The organism is Bradyrhizobium ottawaense (assembly GCF_900099825.1).
GTDB classification, from domain to species: domain Bacteria; phylum Pseudomonadota; class Alphaproteobacteria; order Rhizobiales; family Xanthobacteraceae; genus Bradyrhizobium; species Bradyrhizobium ottawaense_A.
Map to the genome: position 1 here is coordinate 1 of NZ_LT629693.1, position 19,069 is coordinate 19,069.

At 60.9% G+C, this 19,069-nt stretch carries 20 protein-coding genes and 1 pseudogene; 20 read left to right on the plus strand and 1 reads right to left on the minus strand.

Going from position 1 to position 19,069, the window contains the following annotated elements; all coding sequences use genetic code 11:
* The 20 genes and pseudogenes from BLR13_RS00005 to BLR13_RS00100 all read left to right on the plus strand — a co-directional run.
* Nucleotides 1–351, plus strand: a 351-nt coding sequence (locus BLR13_RS00005; protein ID WP_157793662.1) for a hypothetical protein, incomplete at its 5' end; no start/stop codon positions are given.
* Nucleotides 352–435: 84 nt separating this feature from the next.
* Nucleotides 436–651: a hypothetical protein gene (locus BLR13_RS00010; protein WP_091976289.1), complete on the plus strand. Its 216-nt coding sequence runs from the start codon at nucleotides 436–438 to the stop codon at nucleotides 649–651.
* A gap of 44 nt (nucleotides 652–695) precedes the next feature.
* Nucleotides 696–917 (plus strand): hypothetical protein, encoded by a 222-nt coding sequence (locus BLR13_RS00015; RefSeq protein ID WP_091976290.1) that lies wholly within the window; start codon nucleotides 696–698, stop codon nucleotides 915–917.
* 1 nt (nucleotide 918) lies between these two features.
* A complete protein-coding gene (locus BLR13_RS00020) occupies nucleotides 919–1,209 on the plus strand; it encodes a hypothetical protein (protein ID WP_091976291.1) in 291 nt (96 codons plus the stop codon).
* Nucleotides 1,210–1,240: 31 nt separating this feature from the next.
* Nucleotides 1,241–1,741 carry a hypothetical protein gene (locus tag BLR13_RS00025; protein WP_091976292.1) on the plus strand — a complete coding sequence of 167 codons (501 nt, stop codon included), beginning with the start codon at nucleotides 1,241–1,243 and terminating at the stop codon, nucleotides 1,739–1,741.
* Nucleotides 1,742–2,283: 542 nt separating this feature from the next.
* Entirely contained in the window at nucleotides 2,284–2,529 is a 246-nt protein-coding gene (locus tag BLR13_RS00030) for a hypothetical protein (RefSeq protein WP_091976293.1), read from the plus strand.
* Nucleotides 2,530–2,549: 20 nt separating this feature from the next.
* Nucleotides 2,550–6,004, plus strand: a pseudogene (locus tag BLR13_RS00035) (adenosylcobalamin-dependent ribonucleoside-diphosphate reductase).
* Between the two features lie 198 nt (nucleotides 6,005–6,202).
* Nucleotides 6,203–6,532, plus strand: a complete 330-nt coding sequence (locus tag BLR13_RS00040; RefSeq protein ID WP_091976294.1) for a DUF6197 family protein — start codon at nucleotides 6,203–6,205, stop codon at nucleotides 6,530–6,532.
* On the plus strand, nucleotides 6,529–6,942 hold the full coding sequence (locus BLR13_RS00045; protein WP_091976295.1) for a hypothetical protein: 414 nt from the start codon (nucleotides 6,529–6,531) through the stop codon (nucleotides 6,940–6,942). The genes BLR13_RS00040 and BLR13_RS00045 overlap by 4 nt, the downstream gene beginning before the upstream one ends.
* Nucleotides 6,943–7,008: 66 nt before the next feature.
* Entirely contained in the window at nucleotides 7,009–7,398 is a 390-nt protein-coding gene (locus tag BLR13_RS00050; RefSeq protein ID WP_157793663.1) for a hypothetical protein, read from the plus strand.
* Nucleotides 7,399–7,577: 179 nt separating this feature from the next.
* Nucleotides 7,578–8,459, plus strand: coding sequence for a TAXI family TRAP transporter solute-binding subunit (locus BLR13_RS00055; RefSeq protein ID WP_091976297.1), 882 nt, complete (start codon nucleotides 7,578–7,580; stop codon nucleotides 8,457–8,459).
* Nucleotides 8,460–8,535: 76 nt separating this feature from the next.
* Nucleotides 8,536–9,042, plus strand: a complete 507-nt coding sequence (locus BLR13_RS00060) for a hypothetical protein (RefSeq protein ID WP_091976298.1) — start codon at nucleotides 8,536–8,538, stop codon at nucleotides 9,040–9,042.
* Nucleotides 9,042–9,218, plus strand: a complete 177-nt coding sequence (locus tag BLR13_RS39785; RefSeq protein WP_157793664.1) for a hypothetical protein — start codon at nucleotides 9,042–9,044, stop codon at nucleotides 9,216–9,218. The genes BLR13_RS00060 and BLR13_RS39785 overlap by 1 nt, the downstream gene beginning before the upstream one ends.
* The gene (locus tag BLR13_RS00065) at nucleotides 9,215–10,243 is read left to right on the plus strand and encodes an FAD-dependent thymidylate synthase (protein ID WP_091976299.1); all 1,029 of its coding nucleotides are present in this window, start codon (nucleotides 9,215–9,217) and stop codon (nucleotides 10,241–10,243) included. Before BLR13_RS39785 ends, BLR13_RS00065 begins: the two co-directional genes overlap by 4 nt.
* A complete protein-coding gene (locus BLR13_RS00070) occupies nucleotides 10,240–10,560 on the plus strand; it encodes a hypothetical protein (protein WP_091976300.1) in 321 nt (106 codons plus the stop codon). Before BLR13_RS00065 ends, BLR13_RS00070 begins: the two co-directional genes overlap by 4 nt.
* Nucleotides 10,561–10,786: 226 nt before the next feature.
* The gene (locus BLR13_RS00080) at nucleotides 10,787–11,929 is read left to right on the plus strand and encodes a hypothetical protein (RefSeq protein WP_157793665.1); all 1,143 of its coding nucleotides are present in this window, start codon (nucleotides 10,787–10,789) and stop codon (nucleotides 11,927–11,929) included.
* 261 nt (nucleotides 11,930–12,190) lie between these two features.
* Complete coding sequence (locus tag BLR13_RS00085; protein WP_074829000.1) at nucleotides 12,191–12,970, plus strand: SDR family NAD(P)-dependent oxidoreductase; 780 nt, start codon at nucleotides 12,191–12,193, stop codon at nucleotides 12,968–12,970.
* Between the two features lie 111 nt (nucleotides 12,971–13,081).
* On the plus strand, nucleotides 13,082–14,029 hold the full coding sequence (locus BLR13_RS00090) for an alpha/beta hydrolase (RefSeq protein WP_074828998.1): 948 nt from the start codon (nucleotides 13,082–13,084) through the stop codon (nucleotides 14,027–14,029).
* Nucleotides 14,030–14,066: 37 nt separating this feature from the next.
* Entirely contained in the window at nucleotides 14,067–15,311 is a 1,245-nt protein-coding gene (locus BLR13_RS00095; protein WP_074828995.1) for a cation:proton antiporter, read from the plus strand.
* A gap of 211 nt (nucleotides 15,312–15,522) precedes the next feature.
* Nucleotides 15,523–18,117, plus strand: a complete 2,595-nt coding sequence (locus BLR13_RS00100; RefSeq protein WP_074828993.1) for a hypothetical protein — start codon at nucleotides 15,523–15,525, stop codon at nucleotides 18,115–18,117.
* Nucleotides 18,118–18,125: 8 nt separating this feature from the next.
* Here the strand turns inward: BLR13_RS00100 and BLR13_RS00105 are convergent, their stop codons facing one another.
* Nucleotides 18,126–19,064 (minus strand): GlxA family transcriptional regulator, encoded by a 939-nt coding sequence (locus tag BLR13_RS00105; protein WP_074832204.1) that lies wholly within the window; start codon nucleotides 19,062–19,064, stop codon nucleotides 18,126–18,128.
* Nucleotides 19,065–19,069: the final 5 nt, after the last annotated feature.

Genomic DNA, 19,069 nt, shown 5'->3' on the forward strand with positions numbered 1-19,069 from the left:
CGCCTGTTCACCAACTACATCAACAAGGACGTCCTGAAGGTCGTCGAGGCCGTGTTCGGCGGCGAGGCCAACTCCCTGATCGAGATGATCAAAGAGAACGAGACTTTCAAGAAGCGCTTCGAGAAGGCATTCGAAGAAACCCTGGTCAAGGTCAAGAAAGAGGCTTGGAGCCGGGACACCTACACCCTGAAGCCCGAGCCAAGAAGAAGCTGGAGGACGCTGTCCAGACGCAGGTCGACAGTCTGCTTAAGCAGCACGCCCTCCGCGGTGAGCAGCTCGTTAATGAGACCGTCGAGCGTATCTTTGGAGCCTTCGAGACCCAAGCAATGGACGTCATCGACCGCAAGCTGACGCGAAGGTCAACGCCCTGTTCGACGGCGGTATCAGCGAAATGGTCGAGAGCCGAGTCGCAAAAGCCCTGAAGGTCGCCAAGGCATGAAGGGCATCGTGGTGAACTCGTTCATTATCTCCGGTGAAGACGGCTCATGCATCAAGGGATACCGCGATAACATGGGTGAACCGTTCCGATCCGGCGTGTCCCTGCGTATCTGCAGATCCGCCGACGACAACGGTGCCGGCGTCTTCGTCCAGGACCACGAAATCGAGCAGCTCATTTCAGCACTTCGATCGATCCGGAAGCAACGGCAATGAACCCAAAGTACGCACCAAAGACTGGCGATGGCAGACGGGCTCGCGTGATCGAGGAGATCGGCGAAGTCCTCAAGGCATTCGGCAAATGGGATCGTTTCGGCAGCGGAAGCCGCCATCCGAATGGCGGTATGACCAACGCTGAAGAGGCCCTGTTCGAGCTGGAAGACCTGAAGGGCGCGATCGATGTGTACCTCCCTGATGTCAGGGCAATCGTGCATCGTGATGCGGCAATGGCAGCGAGCAACGACAATGCCAAGAAGTCCTAGAATGTCGCCGGCCCAGGTCCGGTTCCTGGACGAGCATGCCCCAGCTTATCTGGCGTGGTTGGATGCTGTTGGGCATTCGGTCGGCATCAAGATGGAGCCGTGGCAGAAGCGCACAGTCGAAGCCATGATCAAAAATGGCTTCCTCACCGAGGACGGTCACGTCACCAAGGATGGCAAGGATCGCTGGCTCAGCATCATCAGCAAGCGCGACCGCGCACTGCCGCTGAAGCCTCGTATTTTGGATAATAGGGCGACGCTCATGATCGTGGACGATCCCGAAACTATTGCTTGACTGTTTGCTTGAATGCAAATAGGAAAAGCAAATGTTCGCTGAGCTTCCCCTCGCCCCTCCGACCGGTTTCCGCAAGGCAATCCCGGACCTGGTGAAGCTCAAGGTCGTGCTCAGACAGGACAGTCTGTGCGCCACCTGCCGCGAGCGGCTCGGGAAGCTGGAGGATACCCAGTTCGATCACGTCCCGGCATTGCAGCTGCGGTGCTGGGATCCAGAAGCGAAGAACACGATCCCGCCGGCTAACGATGTGGACTCGATCTTCGCAAAACACGTCGACTGCCACGCTGCCAAGACCTTCGGGTCAAAGGCATCCAAGCGCGGAGCCGATGTGACCGAGATTGCCAGAACCAAGCGGATTGCAAAGGACACCGAAGCTTTCCGTCAACGGATGCTGGCGAAGGGTGACCCGGAAGCAGAGCCGCGTCCGGAACGCCCGAAGAAACAATGGCCGAAGAGGCCGTTTCAAAAAAGGGGCAAGGATGAAGGGCGTCGTTCGAGAGGTCAAGAAAGTAGCGGAACAGCTGAAGAGTGACGGTGAGATCGAGGCATTCACCCCTCGGTCACGACAAGAAGCACCACCTGATCGAGTTCAGAGTCCGCGGCAAGTGGATGTCGGTGCCATTCTCGGACACTCCCAGAAGTCCATACACCTCGAACTACGCGAAACAACAGATCCGGCGTCGCATCAGAGCGATGTCTTGATGTTTGCTTGAATGCAAAAAGGAGAAGGCAAGACTATGGAAGTAGATCGACCCAGGACGGCATCCTCAGGGCTTTCGCCATGCTGCTTCAGCAGCAGTCGCAGCCGCGCAATGTGAAGAAGAAGTTCGTGTACCGGCAGTTTCGGCACCGCGGTGCATGCCTCTCGCCGTCTCACCAAGTCCGAAGGCGCCGCTGTCGACGCTCTCGTCGGCCAGCTCGAAGCGCTGGATCCTCGTGACGATGCCAACAATTCATCGATCGAGAGCCTCCTGAAAGAGCTGAGCAAGCAGCCGGTCAGGTTCGTTCCCATCAAGCTGGAAAACGCATCGATTACTCGAAACCCTACCCGTACCGCTCGACGAAGCGAGGCGGATGATGGAGCCGCGGCGCCTCTCGAAGGCGCAGCGCGTATCCATCCCTGAGGGCGGGTTCTCGCTGCGCGGCGTTATCGACGGATGGTTCATCCACACTGCGAAGGTCGTGGAAGAACCTGAGCCGGACCTCTTCAAGACTGAGGTCGGCAGACTCTACCGCATCGATCACTGGAGCCCGCCCTCCAAGCCCACCTCAGAATACGAAAACATCCCGGCCGACTGGCCGGTGCCTCCAAAACAATAAGCAAAAGAGTTGCGAGCAGCATGAGAATTGAGCGTCGATACACAGTGGATGGCAGCAAGTCCCCGTACGATCTGATCGTATGGCGGAACGCGACCAGCGAGATCAAGAATCCCGATGGATCGATCGTTTTCCGCCTGGAAAACATCGAGGTGCCGGCGTCCTGGTCCCAGGTCGCTGTTGACGTCCTCGCCCAGAAATACTTCCGCAAAGCCGGCGTCCCCAAGCTGCTGGAGCGCGTGCCGGAAGATGGCGTTCCGACCTGGCTGCAACGCTGCGTCGGCACCCCCTTCCCCATGGAAGAAGCCGACAACTATCTGACCAGCGAGACCTCGGCCAAGCAGGTGTTCGACCGCCTCGCCGGCTGCTGGACCTATTGGGGCTGGAAGGAAGGCTACTTCAACGGCGAAACCGGGGTGTCTGGTTACGTCAACAAGGCAGCCTACCTGGCTGACAAGGAGTCCAACGCCCGGGCGTTTTTCGACGAGCTGCGCTACATGCTCGCCAACCAGATGTTCGCCCCCAACTCGCCGCAGTGGTTCAACACCGGCTTGCATTGGGCGTACGGCATCGATGGTCCGGCCCAGGGCCACTGGTTCATCGACCAGTCCGAAGGAGCTGACGGCTACACCGCCATGCTCTCGACCTCGGCCTACGAGCGTCCGCAACCGCACGCCTGCTTCATCCAGTCGATCGGCGACAACCTGATCCAGGACGGCGGCATCATGGACCTGTGGCTCCGTGAGGCCCGTCTGTTCAAGTACGGCTCCGGCACCGGCACCAACTTCTCCAACCTGCGTGGTCGGGGCGAGAAGCTGTCGGTGGCGGAACGTCTTCCGGTATGATGTCCTTCCTGAAGATCGGTGACCGCGCTGCCGGCGCCATCAAGTCGGGTGGCACCACGCGCCGCGCCGCCAAGATGGTCATCGTCGACGTCGATCATCCCGATGTCGAGGAATACATCGGCTGGAAGGTCGCGGAAGAGAAGAAGGTGGCAGCCCTGGTCGCCGGTTCGAAGGCTGCCAACAAGCACCTGATGGCCATCCATCAGCTGGCCGCGGAAGACGAGATGTTCTCCGATGCCGAAAGCAAGGCGAAGCTGACAAAGGCCATCAAGGAAGCCCGCAAGGCTTTCCTTCCGGACAGCTACATCAAGCGCGTCATCGATCTCGGCGTGGCACATCAGCCCTTCGAGTTCCAGGTGATGGATATCGACTGGCAGGGTACTGCGTACGAGACCGTGTCGGGCCAGAACTCGAACAACACCGTGTCGGTGACCAACGACTTCATCGAGGCGGTTCAGCTCGACCTGGATTGGCAGTTGATCGGCCGCACCAACGGCGAGGTCATCAAGACGATCCGGGCTCGCGATCTGTGGGATCAAATCTGCCGCGCCGCGTGGGAGTCGGCCGATCCCGGCCTGCATTTCCGCACCACGATGAACGAGTGGCACACCTGTCCGGCCGGCGGCGAGATCCGCGGATCGAACCCGTGCTCGGAATACATGTTCCTCGACGACACGGCGTGCAACCTGGCTTCGACCAACCTGGCGAAGTTCACATCCCGACACGGCGACAATCCGCTGGTGTTCGAGGTGGAGAGCTTCAACCACGCCAACCGCCTGATCACCATCGTGCTGGAAATCTCGGTGGCCATGGCGCAGTTCCCGTCGATGGAAATTGCGCTCAAGTCCTACCAGTACCGCACACTGGGTCTCGGCTTCGCCAACATCGGCGGCATGCTCATGTCCATGGGTATCCCGTACGACTCGGCTGATGCCCGGGCTCTGGCTGGATCGATCTCGGCCATCATGACGGGTGTTGCCTACCGCACCTCCGCCGAGATGGCGAAGGAGATGGGGCCGTTCGTGAAATACCACGAAAACGCCAGCTCGATGATGCGGGTGATGCACAATCACTATGCCGCAGCAGAGAACGACGATACCGGGTACCGCGGTCTGACCGTCAAGCCGGTTGGCCTCGACTGGGATTGTCCGCAGGGAGAGTTGCCGGCCATCGCATCCGAGATCTGGGCTGACGTCGTCGACATGGGTGAGAAATACGGATTCCGTAACGCCCAGACGACGGTTATCGCTCCGACCGGAACGATCGGCTTGCTGATGGACTGCGACACGACCGGTGTTGAGCCGGATTACGCTCTGGTGAAGTTCAAGAAGTTGGCCGGCGGCGGCTACTTCAAGATCATCAACCAGTCGGTTCCGGCTGCCCTCAACGCCCTCGCCTACGATAAGCAGCAGATCGACGAAATCGTGGACTACGCCTTGGGAACGGGCGTGTTGCCGGCCAAGTTTGTGCTGGCTGGTCGTGCGGCTGGCATCGATGTCAGCATCGAGAAGGTCAAGTCGGTGTTCGATATCCGGTTCTTGGCAGACTGGAAGGCGTGCGGCTTTAGCGAGCCGGAGATCGAACAGGCCAACATCCGGGCTGTCGGCACGATGACGCTGGAAGGTGCTCCCCACCTGGATGTTGGCGACTACGCCGTGTTCGACTGCGCCAACCCGTGCGGAAAGACCGGCAAGCGGTTCATCGATCCGAAGGGTCACATCGAAATGATGGCTGCGGTTCAGCCGTTCATCTCCGGTGCGATCAGCAAGACGGTCAACATGCCGTCGACCGCTTCGATCCTGGACGTCAGCAAGGCGTACATGATGTCGTGGAAGCTGGGGCTGAAGGCCAACGCGATCTATCGCGATGGTTCGAAGCTGTCGCAGCCGCTCAACTCGGCCCTGATCGAAGACGATCATGACGAACCCGACGTGGTTGAGGCTCCCAAGAGCGTGATCCAGGTGGTCGAGAAACTCGTCCGCAAGCGGGAGAAGCTGCCTTCGAAGCGGGTCGGTTACACCCAGAAGGCCATCGTCGGCGGTCACAAGGTCTACCTCCGCACCGGAGAGTATACCGATGGTCGCCTCGGTGAGTTCTTCATCGACATGCACAAGGAAGGCGCCGCTTTCCGGTCGATGATGAATGCCTTCGCCATCGCCATCAGCCTCGGCCTGCAGCACGGTGTGCCGCTGGAAGAGTTTGTTGACGCCTATACGTTCTTCCGTTTCGAGCCATCTGGCTTCGTCCAGGAGCACGACCGCATCAAGAACGCGACCTCGATCGTGGACTTCATATTCCGCGATCTGGCGATCAGCTACCTCGATCGCGATGACCTGGCTCACGTCACCCCCGAAGAAAGCGGGCACACCGCGATGGGGAGCGGCGTGGAGCCGGAGAAGCCGACCGTCAGTGTCTCGAACATCGTGATCAACGCGACGTCCGAGATGTCAGACGATCAGCTGGCCAAGGTTGTTGAAACGGTGAAGGCGTCCGCCCTCCCAGATCAACGGGCGGTCGCAAAGATGTCGGGCTTTACCGGCGACTGCTGCACCAACTGCTCAAGCTTCACGATGGTGCGTAACGGTACCTGCCTGAAGTGCGACACCTGCGGCGAGACCACCGGCTGCAGCTGATGCTCCTTCTCGTAGCAAAGCGTCACAAGCGACTTTGGATCATTGATCTGAATACGGATCAGGCGGTTTACACGCCGCCTGATTTCGTAGTTCTCCCGTCAAGGACTCCACTTCAACAGCTGGCGGCCGACCTCATGAGGATCGGACGCCGGGATATCAACCGGATCGCAACATTCGAATGGGAGTTCAGCAAGCGCAATGTTGACCGAACTCGAAATTGTGGAGCGGTGCCTGTTGCTGTTCTCCAGGCCCGGGCGGTGGACGCAAAAGACCTGCGCACGGGATCGACAGGGTAAGCCGGTTCCAGTGTTCAGCCAGGAGGCTCGCGCCTTCGACATTGAGGGCGCGATCCGCCGGGCTGCCGGACAAGACGATCGAGGCGCGTATGCGCGCTTCGTCAAAATCATCAAAGGACAACTCGGCAAGCAGCCGTTCGATTGGAACGATCAGACTGGTCGAACCCAGAAGGAGGTTTGCCGCATGCTTGAGGATCTCGCTGACGAGTTCCGATTTAAGGAGGTAGCATGACTGCAGTAGCGAACGACAATTTCACGGCGTCCGACGTCGAGGAGCTGGAGAGATCGATCAACTCTCTGGTCCGCATCACCCACAAGATGGCCGCTCATTGGTGGATCGATCCGAAGACCGGAGAAGATCTGCGCAAGAACCCGCTCATGGTTCCGGTGAAGTTGGCGCTGGTACACGGAGAGGTGTCCGAGGCCCTGGAGGCTGACCGCACTGACGCGATGGACGACAAGCTTCCCCAATTTCCTGGCATCTGGGTCGAGCTGGTCGATGTTCTGTTCCGTGTCGGCGATCTGGCTGGTGCCATGAAATACGATCTTGGTCCTGTGGCTGTCGCAAAGGCGATGGTGAACGCGACCCGAGCGGACCACAAGCTGGAGAACCGCGCCAAAGCGGGTGGAAAAAAGTACTAGGAGAGCAAGATTACGCTTGCTTTTCTGTGCGCTTGAATGCAAATAGCTTTGCAAAAGGAGAAGGCCTTGGACGTACTACAAGCTGAGAGATTAGCGGACGAACTGATCACCGCGGAACTGGCCAAATCGAACCAGATGTGGGGCCGATCGAGCGAGCGGTCCGACGCTGCCAACGGAGAACTGATGCTCGCCGGCATGGCGCAGCTCGACGCGCTCTACATCCGTCACCTGGGTGACAAGCACGCATTCGAAGAGGCTCCGGAAATCTTCCCGGAGAACTGGAGCGGGTTCCGTGACTACGGCTCTGACATCGCCAACATCGTCGTCACCATCGCCTTCCTCACCCAGGAAGTGAAGCGGAAGCTGATGATCGGCGAGGACTACATCCGCCTCGAACGCGGCGCCGACCAGGTATACCGACCTGCGACGGGCCTGCCCAACACGATCGAGGCCTGATCCATGTACGGGGTCTTCCTCGCCAACCACGTTCTCGATGGTCTCGGTCTGATCTATCTCACCACGATCATCTGGAAGTTCGCCCGCGGCTACGGGGTGCGCCGCTGGTTCTTTTAGTGCCCTAGCGTTTGTTTGAATGCAATCGACCCCAACGGATGGGGTCTCCAAAGGAGAAGTAAATGAAGAAGCTCTTTCTGATCGCTGCGCTCGCCATGGCCGCTATCGCGTCGGCCCCGGCTCACGCTGCAAACTTCCGGCTCTGCACCGGCAACAGCCAGCTGAACTACTTCAAGGCCGGCCAGTACCTGAAGGTTGCCTCGACCAGCGTCGCAGTTGACGTCATCGAGACCAAGGGTTCGCTGGACAACCTCGACAAGCTGAGCAACGGCCAGTGCGACGGCGCCTTCGTCCAGTCGGACGCAATGCTCGTCTATTCGAGCCGCAACTCGAAGGCCATCTCCGGCCTGGAGCGCGCCGGCATCCTCTACCAGGAGCAGGTCCACATGGTCTGCAACCGGAAGCTCGGCATCTCCCGCATGGTCGACCTGAACAAGTCGAACACGGTCGCGGTGGGTCCGGATGGTTCCGGCGGTCGCACCACCTGGGATGCGTTCATCCTCGCTGACAAGGCGCGCTACTCGGTCGTGGGTACCGATCCCCGTTCCGGCGTTCGCGCCTTCTCGGCGGTTGCCGAAGGCACCCAGGTCCAGTGTGCGATGGTGGTAACCGCTCTGAACGCACCGTTGATCAAGAACGATGCGCAGAAGGAAGGCGACAACGTCGTCCTGGTCGGAACCGATGACCGCGACATGACGCGGACGGCCAAAGATGGTCGCGGCAACGCCGTCTACACCTACGGTGAAATCCCGGCTGGCACCTACCCGCGCATCCAGCCCTCGGGCACGGTCTACGGCACCAAGGCGATCGGCACGGTTCAGGTTGACGCCATCTTCGTCGCCAGCACCGCTTTCATCGAAGCCAACGAAGCTGACTACGACAAGCTGCTGCGCTCGTTCGCCGCCGCCAAGCCGCAGATCCAGAAGCTCGCTCAGCCCCAGTAATCGGTCTCTCTGACCTTGGCGGTCGCCCTCCGGGGCGGCCGTCCTTTTTCGATTTGTCAATTTTCAGGAGGCCACCATGAGCGACAAGCACAATACCGACCAGGAACTTCTCTCCTTCATTAGCGAGGCGAGACGCTTCCTCAAATTCGTGTCGAGCCCCGAGTGGGCGGCTTCCGCCGAGAACACGGATGCAGAGCATATTGCAGATCTGACGATGACGCTCGCCCTCTCCAGGGAGTCCAAGAGCCTTCCGGAAAAGACCGTGATGCACCAGGTCCGTTGCAGCGAGACCGGCCTTGTCTTGGCAATCGCCGGCAACACGCCCGCCGCCGCCGCCCGCGCCCGCTTCCTGACCGGAATGATCGCAGCAATGCCGCGTCTGTTCGAAGGCATCGAGGCATTCATGGTCCGGGACGTCTTCATGCAGGATCGCGTCAGGGAGCTACTCGAGTCCAACAACGACAAACTAAACGAGAACCGTGCTCAGCGCGCCGTGATCCGGCAGCTGCAGGCGCAGGTTGATCATCTGCTCAAGACGATCCCGGCAGAGCCGGAGACCATCAACGTGGAGAAGGCCTCGTGATGTCCAGGACGTTCGTGAAGCACCTGTCGGCTGATGAAGTCGGTGAGGAATTGGCCGGCTGGTGGATCATCAGCGTGGACGTGATGCCGGACGGCAGCGAGCAGTCCTACGACGCGGTCGGCCCCTACGACACCAAAGAATTTGCTGAAAACCTGCTCAAGGAAAACGCACTGTGACCATCAAAGCCACCAAGATCACCCACAGCATCTCGCAGGACGGCATCGAGCTGAAGACCGCCCTGGCGCGCTACCCGCGCTTCATCCATGCCGAAGAGCTGACCCACCGTATCCTCAGCTCCAGCCCCGATATGATCGTCGAGATCAACGATGGCGTGATGTACGACCGGAACCTGTCACGTAACGCTTCCAGCTCCCGGGCGATCCCGGTCAAGCGCCTGATCGAAGACATCCTGCTGGACACGGCGATGCCGATCAGCTGGGGCAAGAACCAGAAGGGCATGCAGGCCGGCGAAGAGCACGACGCCTACATCGATAACCCCTTCCATGGATTCACCACCGATCGAATGGGCAAGCTCTATAGCCGGGAGCAGATGTGGCTCCTGGCGCGAGACAATGCCATCGCTGTCGCTCGGGCCTATGATGCCGCCGGCTACCACAAGCAGATCGTCAACCGCCTGCTGGAGCCGTTCGCCCACATCAACGTTCTGATCACGGCGACCGACTGGGACAACTTCTTCGAGCTGCGCGACCACAAGGATGCCCAGCCGGAGATCCAGGCGCTGGCGAAGGCCATCAAGGCAGCCTTCGAGGGCAGCGTTCCGGATCTGCTGCAGCCCGGAGAATGGCACCTGCCGTTCATCACCGCGAACGACCGTGTCAGCTACGAGCCCCTGCCCTACGAGGCACGAAACCTGGCGGTGATCGGGTCGCCCTACGCCGGCATGATCCAGGTCGTTCGCCCGCTCGAACAGTTGATCAAAATATCCGTCGCCCGCTGCGCCCGCACTTCGTACCTCACTCACGAAGGCAAGGTGCCGGAGGTCGAGGCGGACCTGCGTCTCTACAACGATCTGGTCGGCGGACGTCCGCTCCACGCTTCACCGGCCGAACATCAGGCCACGCCGGACGTGCGAAACCACCTTGTCGATGGTTGGGAGCAGCCGTCCCTGCACGGAAACCTCCGCGGCTGGGTGCAATACCGGAAGCAGCTTGAGCTGCAACATTACAAGGTGGCTGCATGACGAAGGTCGCCAGCGCCTTCTACTCGACGGCGGTCGAGCACAAGGAAATGCGAAGCCTCTATCACGCGAGCTTCGGTATCCCTGGCGAGCCGCCCATGTGGGTCAACGACACGGACGGCAAGCCCAAGACCTTCAGAGACCGAGACGAAGCAATCCTAGCTGGCTTCAAGGTTTTGGTCTCGAAGCTGAACAAGGCGCGTCAGTCCCAGGACTTTCAGGTCCGCGGCGAGCGCCCTCCCCAAAAGAACACCATCAAGAGCTGGGCAGCGCCGCCGGAGCGAGGCCCCACGGTCGACAGCGTATTTGGAAAGAAATGATGGGCGAAGCAGCTCTCAAAGTCCCAGAACCGATCAACTCCGACGTCGGCATCATCGGGCCGAATACCCCCCTCCGGTTGGAGATGGCAGTCCGCCTGGCCTACCCGGATGGTTCGATGTCAATATCGGCCCTGCGAAGATTGGTGGCCTCCGAGAAGATCACCCACGAGTTCGTAGCCGGCCGGTATTTTGTTACACTTGCTGCAATTGAGGAGTTTCGAGCATCATGCCGCGTCCCCGCAAAGCCCCCTACGTCACGCTTAAAAAATACAAAGACGGTCGAGCCCCAACCTGGATCATCCGAGACGGACAGCTTTCGCGTGGCACAGGATGCCATGAACATGATCGCGGAGGAGCTGAAAAAGCCCTCGCCCGCTACATCACGAAAAAGCACGACCCAAAAGAGGCGCTTAACGCCGAGGACGTGAATGCCATCAAGATAATCGACGTGTGCGCGATGGAAATCTTGCACATCTCGAAGAGGAATATTGACCAGCAATACAAGAACCAGCTGATTTCGGCGATCCAGCGCATCGGAAACTGGTTTGCAGGCAAGAAGATTGGCGACCTCAACAGCTCACTGCAGGAGCGCTACGCTGAAGAGCGAGTCCTGCAGCCATCAGCATTTCGAGATCTGAAGTTGCTGCAAGCCGCAATCAACCGCTGCGTCAAGAAGACTAAGGGCGGGATCCAGCCAAAATTCAGCGCAACATTGCCAGATGCACCAAAGTCTCGCATCCGATATCTGACTCGAGATGAGGCAGCGTCGATGTTGTGGGCCGCCTGGCGTGAGCGGAAAAAAACTAAGCTGCCCCACAGCAAGGGCCGACATACGCTGCGCCACATTGCTCGCTATATCCTGATCGGTCTCTACACCGGGAGCCGAAACGGCGACATCTGCAACGCCTCGCTGATCCCAGCGATCGATCGTGGCTATGTGGACCTGGAGCGTGGCATCTTCAAGCGCAAGCCGGACAACAAGGAGGCGACCAGCAAGCAGCAGCCCACCATCCCTCTCCCACCCCGGCTCCTGACACACATGCGGCGCTGGGCGCGTCTTGGTATCTCCAAGCACTCGGTGATCGAGTTCATGGGCAAGCGTGTTCGCCGCGTCCACGACGGCTGGGAGACTGTCGTGGATCGCGCCGGCCTAGCCACAGATGACAAGGCGAAGAAGGTCTTGCGACATACATTGAGGCACACGGCGATAACCTGGTACCTGAGCCCCGATCGGAGGACAGGTCGGAAGGTCGACATAGAAACCGTTAGCCTATATTGTGGCGTCTCGGTTGAGACGATCCGCAAGACCTATCGGCACGAGACCCCAGATACCTTCACCGAACTCCTGGAGGTATCGAAGTCGAAGTAACTGGTACGCAATCTGGTACGGATCAAACTCCCGATTCCGCAAACAGCTGAAGCAACAAAGGAAATCACTTAAGACGCCCTTTTCGGCGGGGAAAGGGCGGCTGCCCCGCCCTTCCCGGCCTCGTCAGCCGCGCTCGTTGGCCTCACTGGCCTAGCCAGCCTTGGCCACAAATGAAATAGTTGCCCGGTTCATGCGGGGGCCACCTCGCACGAAAACCACCAAAATCCGGGATAACCGGACGATCCAGAGGAAACCCCAGCAATGACCGATCGAATTCGCCTGGATGGCCGGGTCGCCGTCGTCACCGGTGCGGCCGGCGTCATCGGAACCGCCACCATCCACCTCTTGGCCGAGCGCGGCGCGCGCATCGTCGCCGTCGACCGCAAGGCGCAGGATCTGGCTGACGTCATCAAGGGCCTACCGGCGTCCGCCGAGGCACTGGCGGTCACCGCCGACGTCACCAGGGAAGACGAGGTCGCCGACTATGTCCGTGCCACGGTCGACAAGTTCGGCACCATCGACGCCTTCTACAACAACGCCGGCATCGAGGGCGACATCAAGCCGATCCCGGAATATTCGCTGGAGAGTTTTCGCCGCGTGCTCGACGTCAATGTGGTCGGCGTCTTCCTCGGCATGAAGCATGTGCTGCCGGTCATGCTCAAGCAGAACAAGGGCAGCATCATCAACACCGCCTCCATTGCCGGCCTGATGGGATCGCCGATGATCGCGGTCTACAGCGCCAGCAAGCACGCGGTGATCGGCCTCACCAAGAGTGCGGCGTGGGAATGCACCGGCACCGGCGTACGGGTCAATTGCGTCTGCCCCGGCCTGATCGACAGCCGGATGCTCTCCACGATCCTGCAGGGCCGCAATCCCGGCAATGAGCCGCCGCCGAACGAGCGGATTGTCGACCGCATTCCGGCGCGCCGGCTCGGACAGGCTTCCGAGGTCGCTTCCATCGTCGCTTTCCTCGCGTCTGACGAGGCGAGCTACGTCTCGGGTTCTGCCTACACGGTAGACGGCGGCCGAACCGCCGCCTGATGATGTTGTCATTCCGGGGCGACGCGTAGCGTCGAACCCGGAATCTCGAACTTCCGGGTCTGGTCCTTCGGACCATCCCGGAATGACAGTCTTAAAAACCAGAGGTCTGCAATGCCCGTTGTTCTCGATCCCGATGCCGCCGCCGTCTACAAGGCGTTCCAGGAAGCCGGCCGCCCGCCTTACGAAACCGTGGGGCATGTCACCGCGCGCGAACTCTATCTGGCAGGCCGCGTCGTTTCCAATCCCGAGCCGCCCGAACTCGACTCCGCGACGGCGCTGTCGATCCCTACGCCTGATGGCGCGATCCCGGCCCGCATCTACACGCCGAAGCTTTTACGCAAGACCAACGGCCTCGCGCCCTGCCTGGTGTTTTTCCACGGCGGCGGCTGGGTGATCGGCGATCTCGACTCGCATGACGTGGTCTGCCGCAAGCTCGCGCATGAAGGCGAACTGATCGTCATCTCCGTCGACTACCGTCTTGCCCCCGAGCACAAATTCCCCGCCGCCGCCGACGACGCCATCGCGGCGACCAAATGGATCGCCGCCAACGCGAAAACGCTCGGCATCGATGCGGCCCACCTCATCGTCGGCGGCGACAGCGCCGGCGGCAATCTCGCCGCGGTGGTGGCGCTGGCCGCGCGCGACGGCGACGGCCCGAAACTCGCCGGCCAGGTGCTGATCTATCCCGCCACCGATTTTGCGATGACGCATCCCTCGCACCGCGAGCCCGAGACCAGCATCCTGCTCACGCATTCCGTGATCAAGTGGTTCTGCAACCACTATCTCAACGGCACAGCCGACATCGACAACTGGAAGGCCTCGCCCGCGCGCTCGAAGACGCTCGCCGGATTGCCGCCGGCCTATGTCATGACCGCGGGCGCCGATCCCCTGCGCGACGAAGGCGACGAATATGCCGCGCGGCTGAAGCAGGCCGGCGTGGGCGTGGCCTACCGGCATTTTCCCGGCCAGTTCCACGGCTTCTTCACCATGGGCAAGTTGCTGCCACAGGCCAACGTCGCGCTGAGCGAAATCGCCGGCTGGCTCAAGGCGCTGAAATAACGGTAAGCTGACCTGCACTCGATCATAGGGAATAATTTTGGAAGCCTCCACCTCCATCGAGGTCGCCAAGCACACGTTGCTGTCGTGCGGGCTGATCCTCGCGATCGGTACCGTCGCAGGCTTCGCCGCGCAGAAGATCAGGATCCCCGACGTCGCGGTGTTCCTGGTCACCGGGATTGCGATCGGTCAGCAGGCGCTCGGGCTGGTCGACATCAGGGCGGATTCGGCGCTGAACCAGATCATCCTGCTGTTCGGCGCGAGCTATATCCTGTTCGACGGCGGCGCATCGCTACGGCTCGAGGTGTTGAAACGGGTCTGGATCACTATTCTAGTCATCGCCACCATCGGCTTGCTGATCACAACCGCGATCACCGGCGTTGCTGCGCATTACATCCTCGGCATCCCGCTGATCACGGCGCTGCTGCTGGCGTCGACGCTGGCCTCGACCGACCCGGCGACGCTGGTGCCGATCTTTCGCCAGGTCCGGATCCGGGATCGCGTCGCCCAGACCGTGATGAGCGAGTCCGCGTTCAACGACGCCATGGGCGCGATCGTCACCTTCGGTGTGCTGGCGGTGGCGACCGGCAGCGGCGAGTTCTCCTTGGCCGGCTCCCTGTTCGACCTCGCCAAGGAATCCGTCATCGGCATCGTCGCCGGCATCGTGCTCGGCTATCTCGCCGCCCTCCTCATCGCGCATGAGAAGCTCGACTTCCTCGCCGAATATGCGCCGGTCGTGACGCTGATCGCCGTCATCGGCGCGTATTTCGCCGCCGACGGCCTGCATGCATCCGGATTCATGGCGGTGTTCGTGTTCGGCATCGTGCTCGGCAACAAGGAAGTCTTCGGCTTCCGGATGGAAGCCGAGGAAACCCAGCGGCTCGAGGAATTCGTGCTGACGACGGCGTTCATCATGCGCCTGTTCATCTTCATCCTGCTCGGCGCGCAGGTCGATTTCGCGCTGATGCAACAATACTGGCTCGGCGGCGCAGCCGTCGTCGCGGTGCTGATGCTGGTGGCGCGGCCGGCGACGGTCTTCCTGTGCGCAGGTCCCGACCGCCGCGCGCGCTGGAGCTTTGCCGAAATGCTGTTCATGTGCTGGACCCGCGAGACCGGCGTCATCCCGGCCGCACTCGCGGGCCTGCTGCTCGGCATGAAGGCGCCGGGCGCGCAGATGATCGCGTCCGTCACCTTCATCGCAATCCTGATGACGATCCTGATCCAGGCGCCGACCACCGAATGGCTCGGACGAAGACTGGGATTGCTCGAGAAAACGGCCGGCTGAACCGCCGGTGCCGCAACCGGCCGGAGGCACGCCACGCGCCATGATTCATGTCGGCTTCACGACATCGCCGTGACCGTCCACCGCGACAGCACCGATTTCGCTTCAAGGGCAGAGAACATAACACTCGACAACCAACGAGTATAAATCTACCGTACCCGCCTAGCGTGCATTGTCTTTTTTCAATTTTTTGCCCATTTCCGGAGAGATCCAGATGGACACGCTTTTCAAGACCAGCAGCACCTTCGCGTCGCTTTCCCTGAAGGACCTGATCGAGGCCCGCGACCTGTTTCACTACCACCTGATGAACAAGAAGAACGTGGTTGCTACTGCGGTCGGGCTCTATCGAATTCGCAAGAGCGATCCTTGGCCGTCCCACGAACACCCCAGCGGTTCGAGGCCGCGCAAGCCGAAGGATATCCGCCGGACACTCTTCAATTCCGAGGTGCGGCCCTATTCGTGGCCCTGCGTCTACGTGTTCGTCTCAAGCTGGGAATACGAAACGGACCTGGCCGAGACCGACCCGTCCGACGTCGTCCCCAAGAGCCTGTATCTGCCCGATGGCCGTACCGTCCCGGTTTGCGTGATCGAGGGCCGCAAACAGCCGTTCGCCAAGGACATGCAAATCCGGATGGACGGTCGCACCCCGCGCAACCTGCTGGCGCCAGGCTCGGCGCTCGTCAACAATGACAGCCAGGGCCTGACCCGGCTCGGCACGGCAGGCTGCATCGTGCGCGACGGCGAGCGCTACTACGTGCTGACCAACCGGCACGTCGTCGGAGCGCCCGGCACCAGGATCACCGCCTTGCAGACCCATCGCGAGATCGAAATCGGTGCGACCGCAAAAAAAGGCCTGACGCGCGAGGATTTTCATCGGATCTACCCGCATTTCCAGTCCACCAACCAGCGCCTGCTGATGGACATTGGCTTGGTCGAGGTCGACGATATCCTGCAATGGAAAACGGCATTTCCCGATATTGGCCCGGTCAAACCGGTGCTCGATTTCTACGACAACAGCCTCAGCCTCCAGCTGATCACCATGAAGGTGGTGGGACAGGCCGCCGTCAGCGGCCTGATCCGGGGAGAAATCCACGCTTTGCTCTATCGCTACAAGGCGATCGGCGGATCGGAATATCTCAGCGACTTCCTGATCGGGCCGGAAACCTACGACCTCAAGAAGGGCCGGAAAAGGAAGGATGTCGGAGAGGAAAGGCACAAGAACGAGAACGTCGCGCTCGGCGTTCATCACGGCGACTCCGGCACGCTGCTCTTCGTCGAACGCATGGAGAAGGAAACGGGCGACGAGGAAGCCAAGACAAATTACTACCCGTTCGCGCTGCTGTGGGGGAAGGAGGAATTCTTCGAGGGACGGAGCGCGTTGTCGTATCCATACGCGCTCGCGACCTCGCTGAGCACGGCGCTCGACCGGCTCGATCTCGACCTGGTGCGGGATATCAATCTCGACCAGGAATATGTCTGGGGTTGGGTCGGCCATTATGTGATCGGCCGATCGCTCGGGGCCCCCGCCGATCTCGTCACGTCGGCGAAGCTGCAGGCTTTCATCGCCAAAAATCTCGACCTGCTCTCGCTGGAGCCGGATGAAGGCCTCGACAACAACGCCAAGGTTATCGAGAAGGGCGACGACAAGGTGCACTTCGTTCCACTCGCGGACGTTCCGGACAACGTCTGGAAGAGCAATGTCAACTTCAGGATGGTCGACGGCGACGACGGCAAGAAGCACCACAAGCCCGGTCCCGGAAACCGCGGCAAGGACGACAACAAGAACCACTTTGCCGACCTCGACATGACCTATCTCGACGGCAAGACGTTCCTTGAAATGAATGTTGCCGATCCCGACGCATATTTGAATCCCGAGGCATGGGTGGCGTATTTCGCCGCCATGCAGCCGCAGTACGACAAATGGGCCAAACTGCTGAAGCCCGACGCGCCGGCCGAACATGGGGATGCCCATTGGGGCGCGCTGCCATTCCGGGTGCATCAGTTGTTCGACATCATGGTGAAAGCCGCCAAGGCGGGAAATCAGGATCTGTTCCTGTCGGCGGGCGGCGTCCTGATCCACTATATCGGCGATGCCTGCCAGCCCCTGCACGCATCCTACCTTTCGCAGGGAAACCCGGCCCGCGTGGTCAAGCGCCCGACGGTTGACACCAAGATTCTCGAAGCCGACGGCGTCCACAGCGGCTACGAAGACGACATGGTCGCCTACGGTGTCACCAACGAGGATCTGGCGGCCAAGCTCAAGACCCGGATCGGAAAACTGAAGAGCGAAAACATCGCCGATATCGCGTCGGGCAATGACGCCGCAAAAGCGGTGATCGCACTGATCGACGCGACACAGACGGAGATTGCGCCCAAAGACATCGTCGACGAATGGGTCAAACTCAAGAAGGCAGGCAAGTCGAAAGCGGAAAAAGCGGCCGCGATGTGGGACGCCTTTGGCGACGATACCATCACCTGCATGGCGCGCGGCACGCGCTATCTCGCCAAGATCTGGCAGGGCGCGTGGGACGCCGGCAGTGGCGACACCAATATCGGCGAAGGCGGCCGCAGAAAAGAGAGCAGCATCATGGATATCTACAATGATCCTGACAAGCTGCCTTCAATTCCGCTCGATCATTATCCGGCAAACAGCAGCAGCGACTGGTCCGCGATCAAGCGCACGGCGTCGCCGGCAGGCTCAGGTCCGGCCAACGCAAGCGCAAAGAAGAAGGTTGCCAAGAAGACCGCGGCAAAGAAGACCGCCAAAAAGGTGGCCGTCAAGAAAACGAAGGCGAAAAAGAAGAAGTAACCGGTACCTTAGCCTGCCCGCGCCGCACGGCGCAGCGATTGCGGCGGCTGGCCGAAGGCGCGGATGAAGGCGCGGCGCATCCGCTCCGGATCGCGAAAGCCGGTGGTTTCGGCGACGCGTTCGATCGCCTCGCTGGAAGACTGCACGCGCTGCCGCGCTACCTCGATACGCAACCGCTCGACGGCCTTCGACGGCGTGGTGCCGGTCTCCGCGATGAAGGCGCGGGTGAAATGCCGCGAGCTCATGCCGGCCTGCTCGGCCAGATCCTCGACCGTGAGCGGCGCGTCGAGATGCTCGCGCGCCCAGGCCAGCAGCGGTCCGAACCGGCCGTTCGGCGCCTTCAATTCCAGGAGCGAGGAGAATTGCGACTGGCCGCCGCTGCGCCGGTGATAGAGCACGAGCTGCTTGGCAGTGCGCTGCGCGATCTCGTCGCCGAAATCTTCCGTGACCATTGCGAGGCAGAGATCGATACCGGCGGTGATGCCGGCCGACGTCCATATATTGCCGTCGCGGGTAAAAATCTGGTCGGGCTCGAGCTTTACCTGCGGATAGGTTTTGAGAAATTGCCGCGTCCGTTGCCAATGCGTGGTGGCGCGGCGGCCGTCGAGCAGCCCGGCCTCGGCAAGCAGAATGGCGCCGGAGCAAACGCTGGCGATGCGGACGCCGCGTTTGGCCAGCCCGCGCACGAAGGCAAGCGTCCGCGCGCAACGCGCAGCCGCTTCGACGCCCTCGCCGCCCGCGATGACCAGGGTGGTGATCGCGCCGGCGGGCCGCATGCCCCGCGCCAGCATCTCTGCGCCGGACGTGCTGCGCACCGGTCCCGGCGTCGCCGCCACGACCCTGATTGACGGCTTGCCAACCGCATAGCGCGCCGCGATCTCGAACACCGAAATCGGCCCCGCCGCGTCGAGCAACTGGAAATCGGGAAAGATGAGGATGCCGATCATGATCC

Bases quoted from the DNA above. Each gene is read 5' to 3' on its own strand.
- BLR13_RS00010 (WP_091976289.1), top strand. From the start codon at position 436: ATGAAGGGCATCGTGGTGAACTCGTTCATTATCTCCGGTGAAGACGGC.
- BLR13_RS00020 (WP_091976291.1), top strand. From the start codon at position 919: ATGTCGCCGGCCCAGGTCCGGTTCCTGGACGAGCATGCCCCAGCTTAT.
- BLR13_RS00025 (WP_091976292.1), top strand. From the start codon at position 1,241: ATGTTCGCTGAGCTTCCCCTCGCCCCTCCGACCGGTTTCCGCAAGGCA.
- BLR13_RS00030 (WP_091976293.1), top strand. From the start codon at position 2,284: ATGATGGAGCCGCGGCGCCTCTCGAAGGCGCAGCGCGTATCCATCCCT.
- BLR13_RS00040 (WP_091976294.1), top strand. From the start codon at position 6,203: ATGTTGACCGAACTCGAAATTGTGGAGCGGTGCCTGTTGCTGTTCTCC.
- BLR13_RS00045 (WP_091976295.1), top strand. From the start codon at position 6,529: ATGACTGCAGTAGCGAACGACAATTTCACGGCGTCCGACGTCGAGGAG.
- BLR13_RS00055 (WP_091976297.1), top strand. From the start codon at position 7,578: ATGAAGAAGCTCTTTCTGATCGCTGCGCTCGCCATGGCCGCTATCGCG.
- BLR13_RS00060 (WP_091976298.1), top strand. From the start codon at position 8,536: ATGAGCGACAAGCACAATACCGACCAGGAACTTCTCTCCTTCATTAGC.
- BLR13_RS39785 (WP_157793664.1), top strand. From the start codon at position 9,042: ATGTCCAGGACGTTCGTGAAGCACCTGTCGGCTGATGAAGTCGGTGAG.
- BLR13_RS00070 (WP_091976300.1), top strand. From the start codon at position 10,240: ATGACGAAGGTCGCCAGCGCCTTCTACTCGACGGCGGTCGAGCACAAG.
- BLR13_RS00080 (WP_157793665.1), top strand. From the start codon at position 10,787: ATGCCGCGTCCCCGCAAAGCCCCCTACGTCACGCTTAAAAAATACAAA.
- BLR13_RS00085 (WP_074829000.1), top strand. From the start codon at position 12,191: ATGACCGATCGAATTCGCCTGGATGGCCGGGTCGCCGTCGTCACCGGT.
- BLR13_RS00090 (WP_074828998.1), top strand. From the start codon at position 13,082: ATGCCCGTTGTTCTCGATCCCGATGCCGCCGCCGTCTACAAGGCGTTC.
- BLR13_RS00100 (WP_074828993.1), top strand. From the start codon at position 15,523: ATGGACACGCTTTTCAAGACCAGCAGCACCTTCGCGTCGCTTTCCCTG.
- BLR13_RS00105 (WP_074832204.1), bottom strand. From the start codon at position 19,064: ATGATCGGCATCCTCATCTTTCCCGATTTCCAGTTGCTCGACGCGGCG.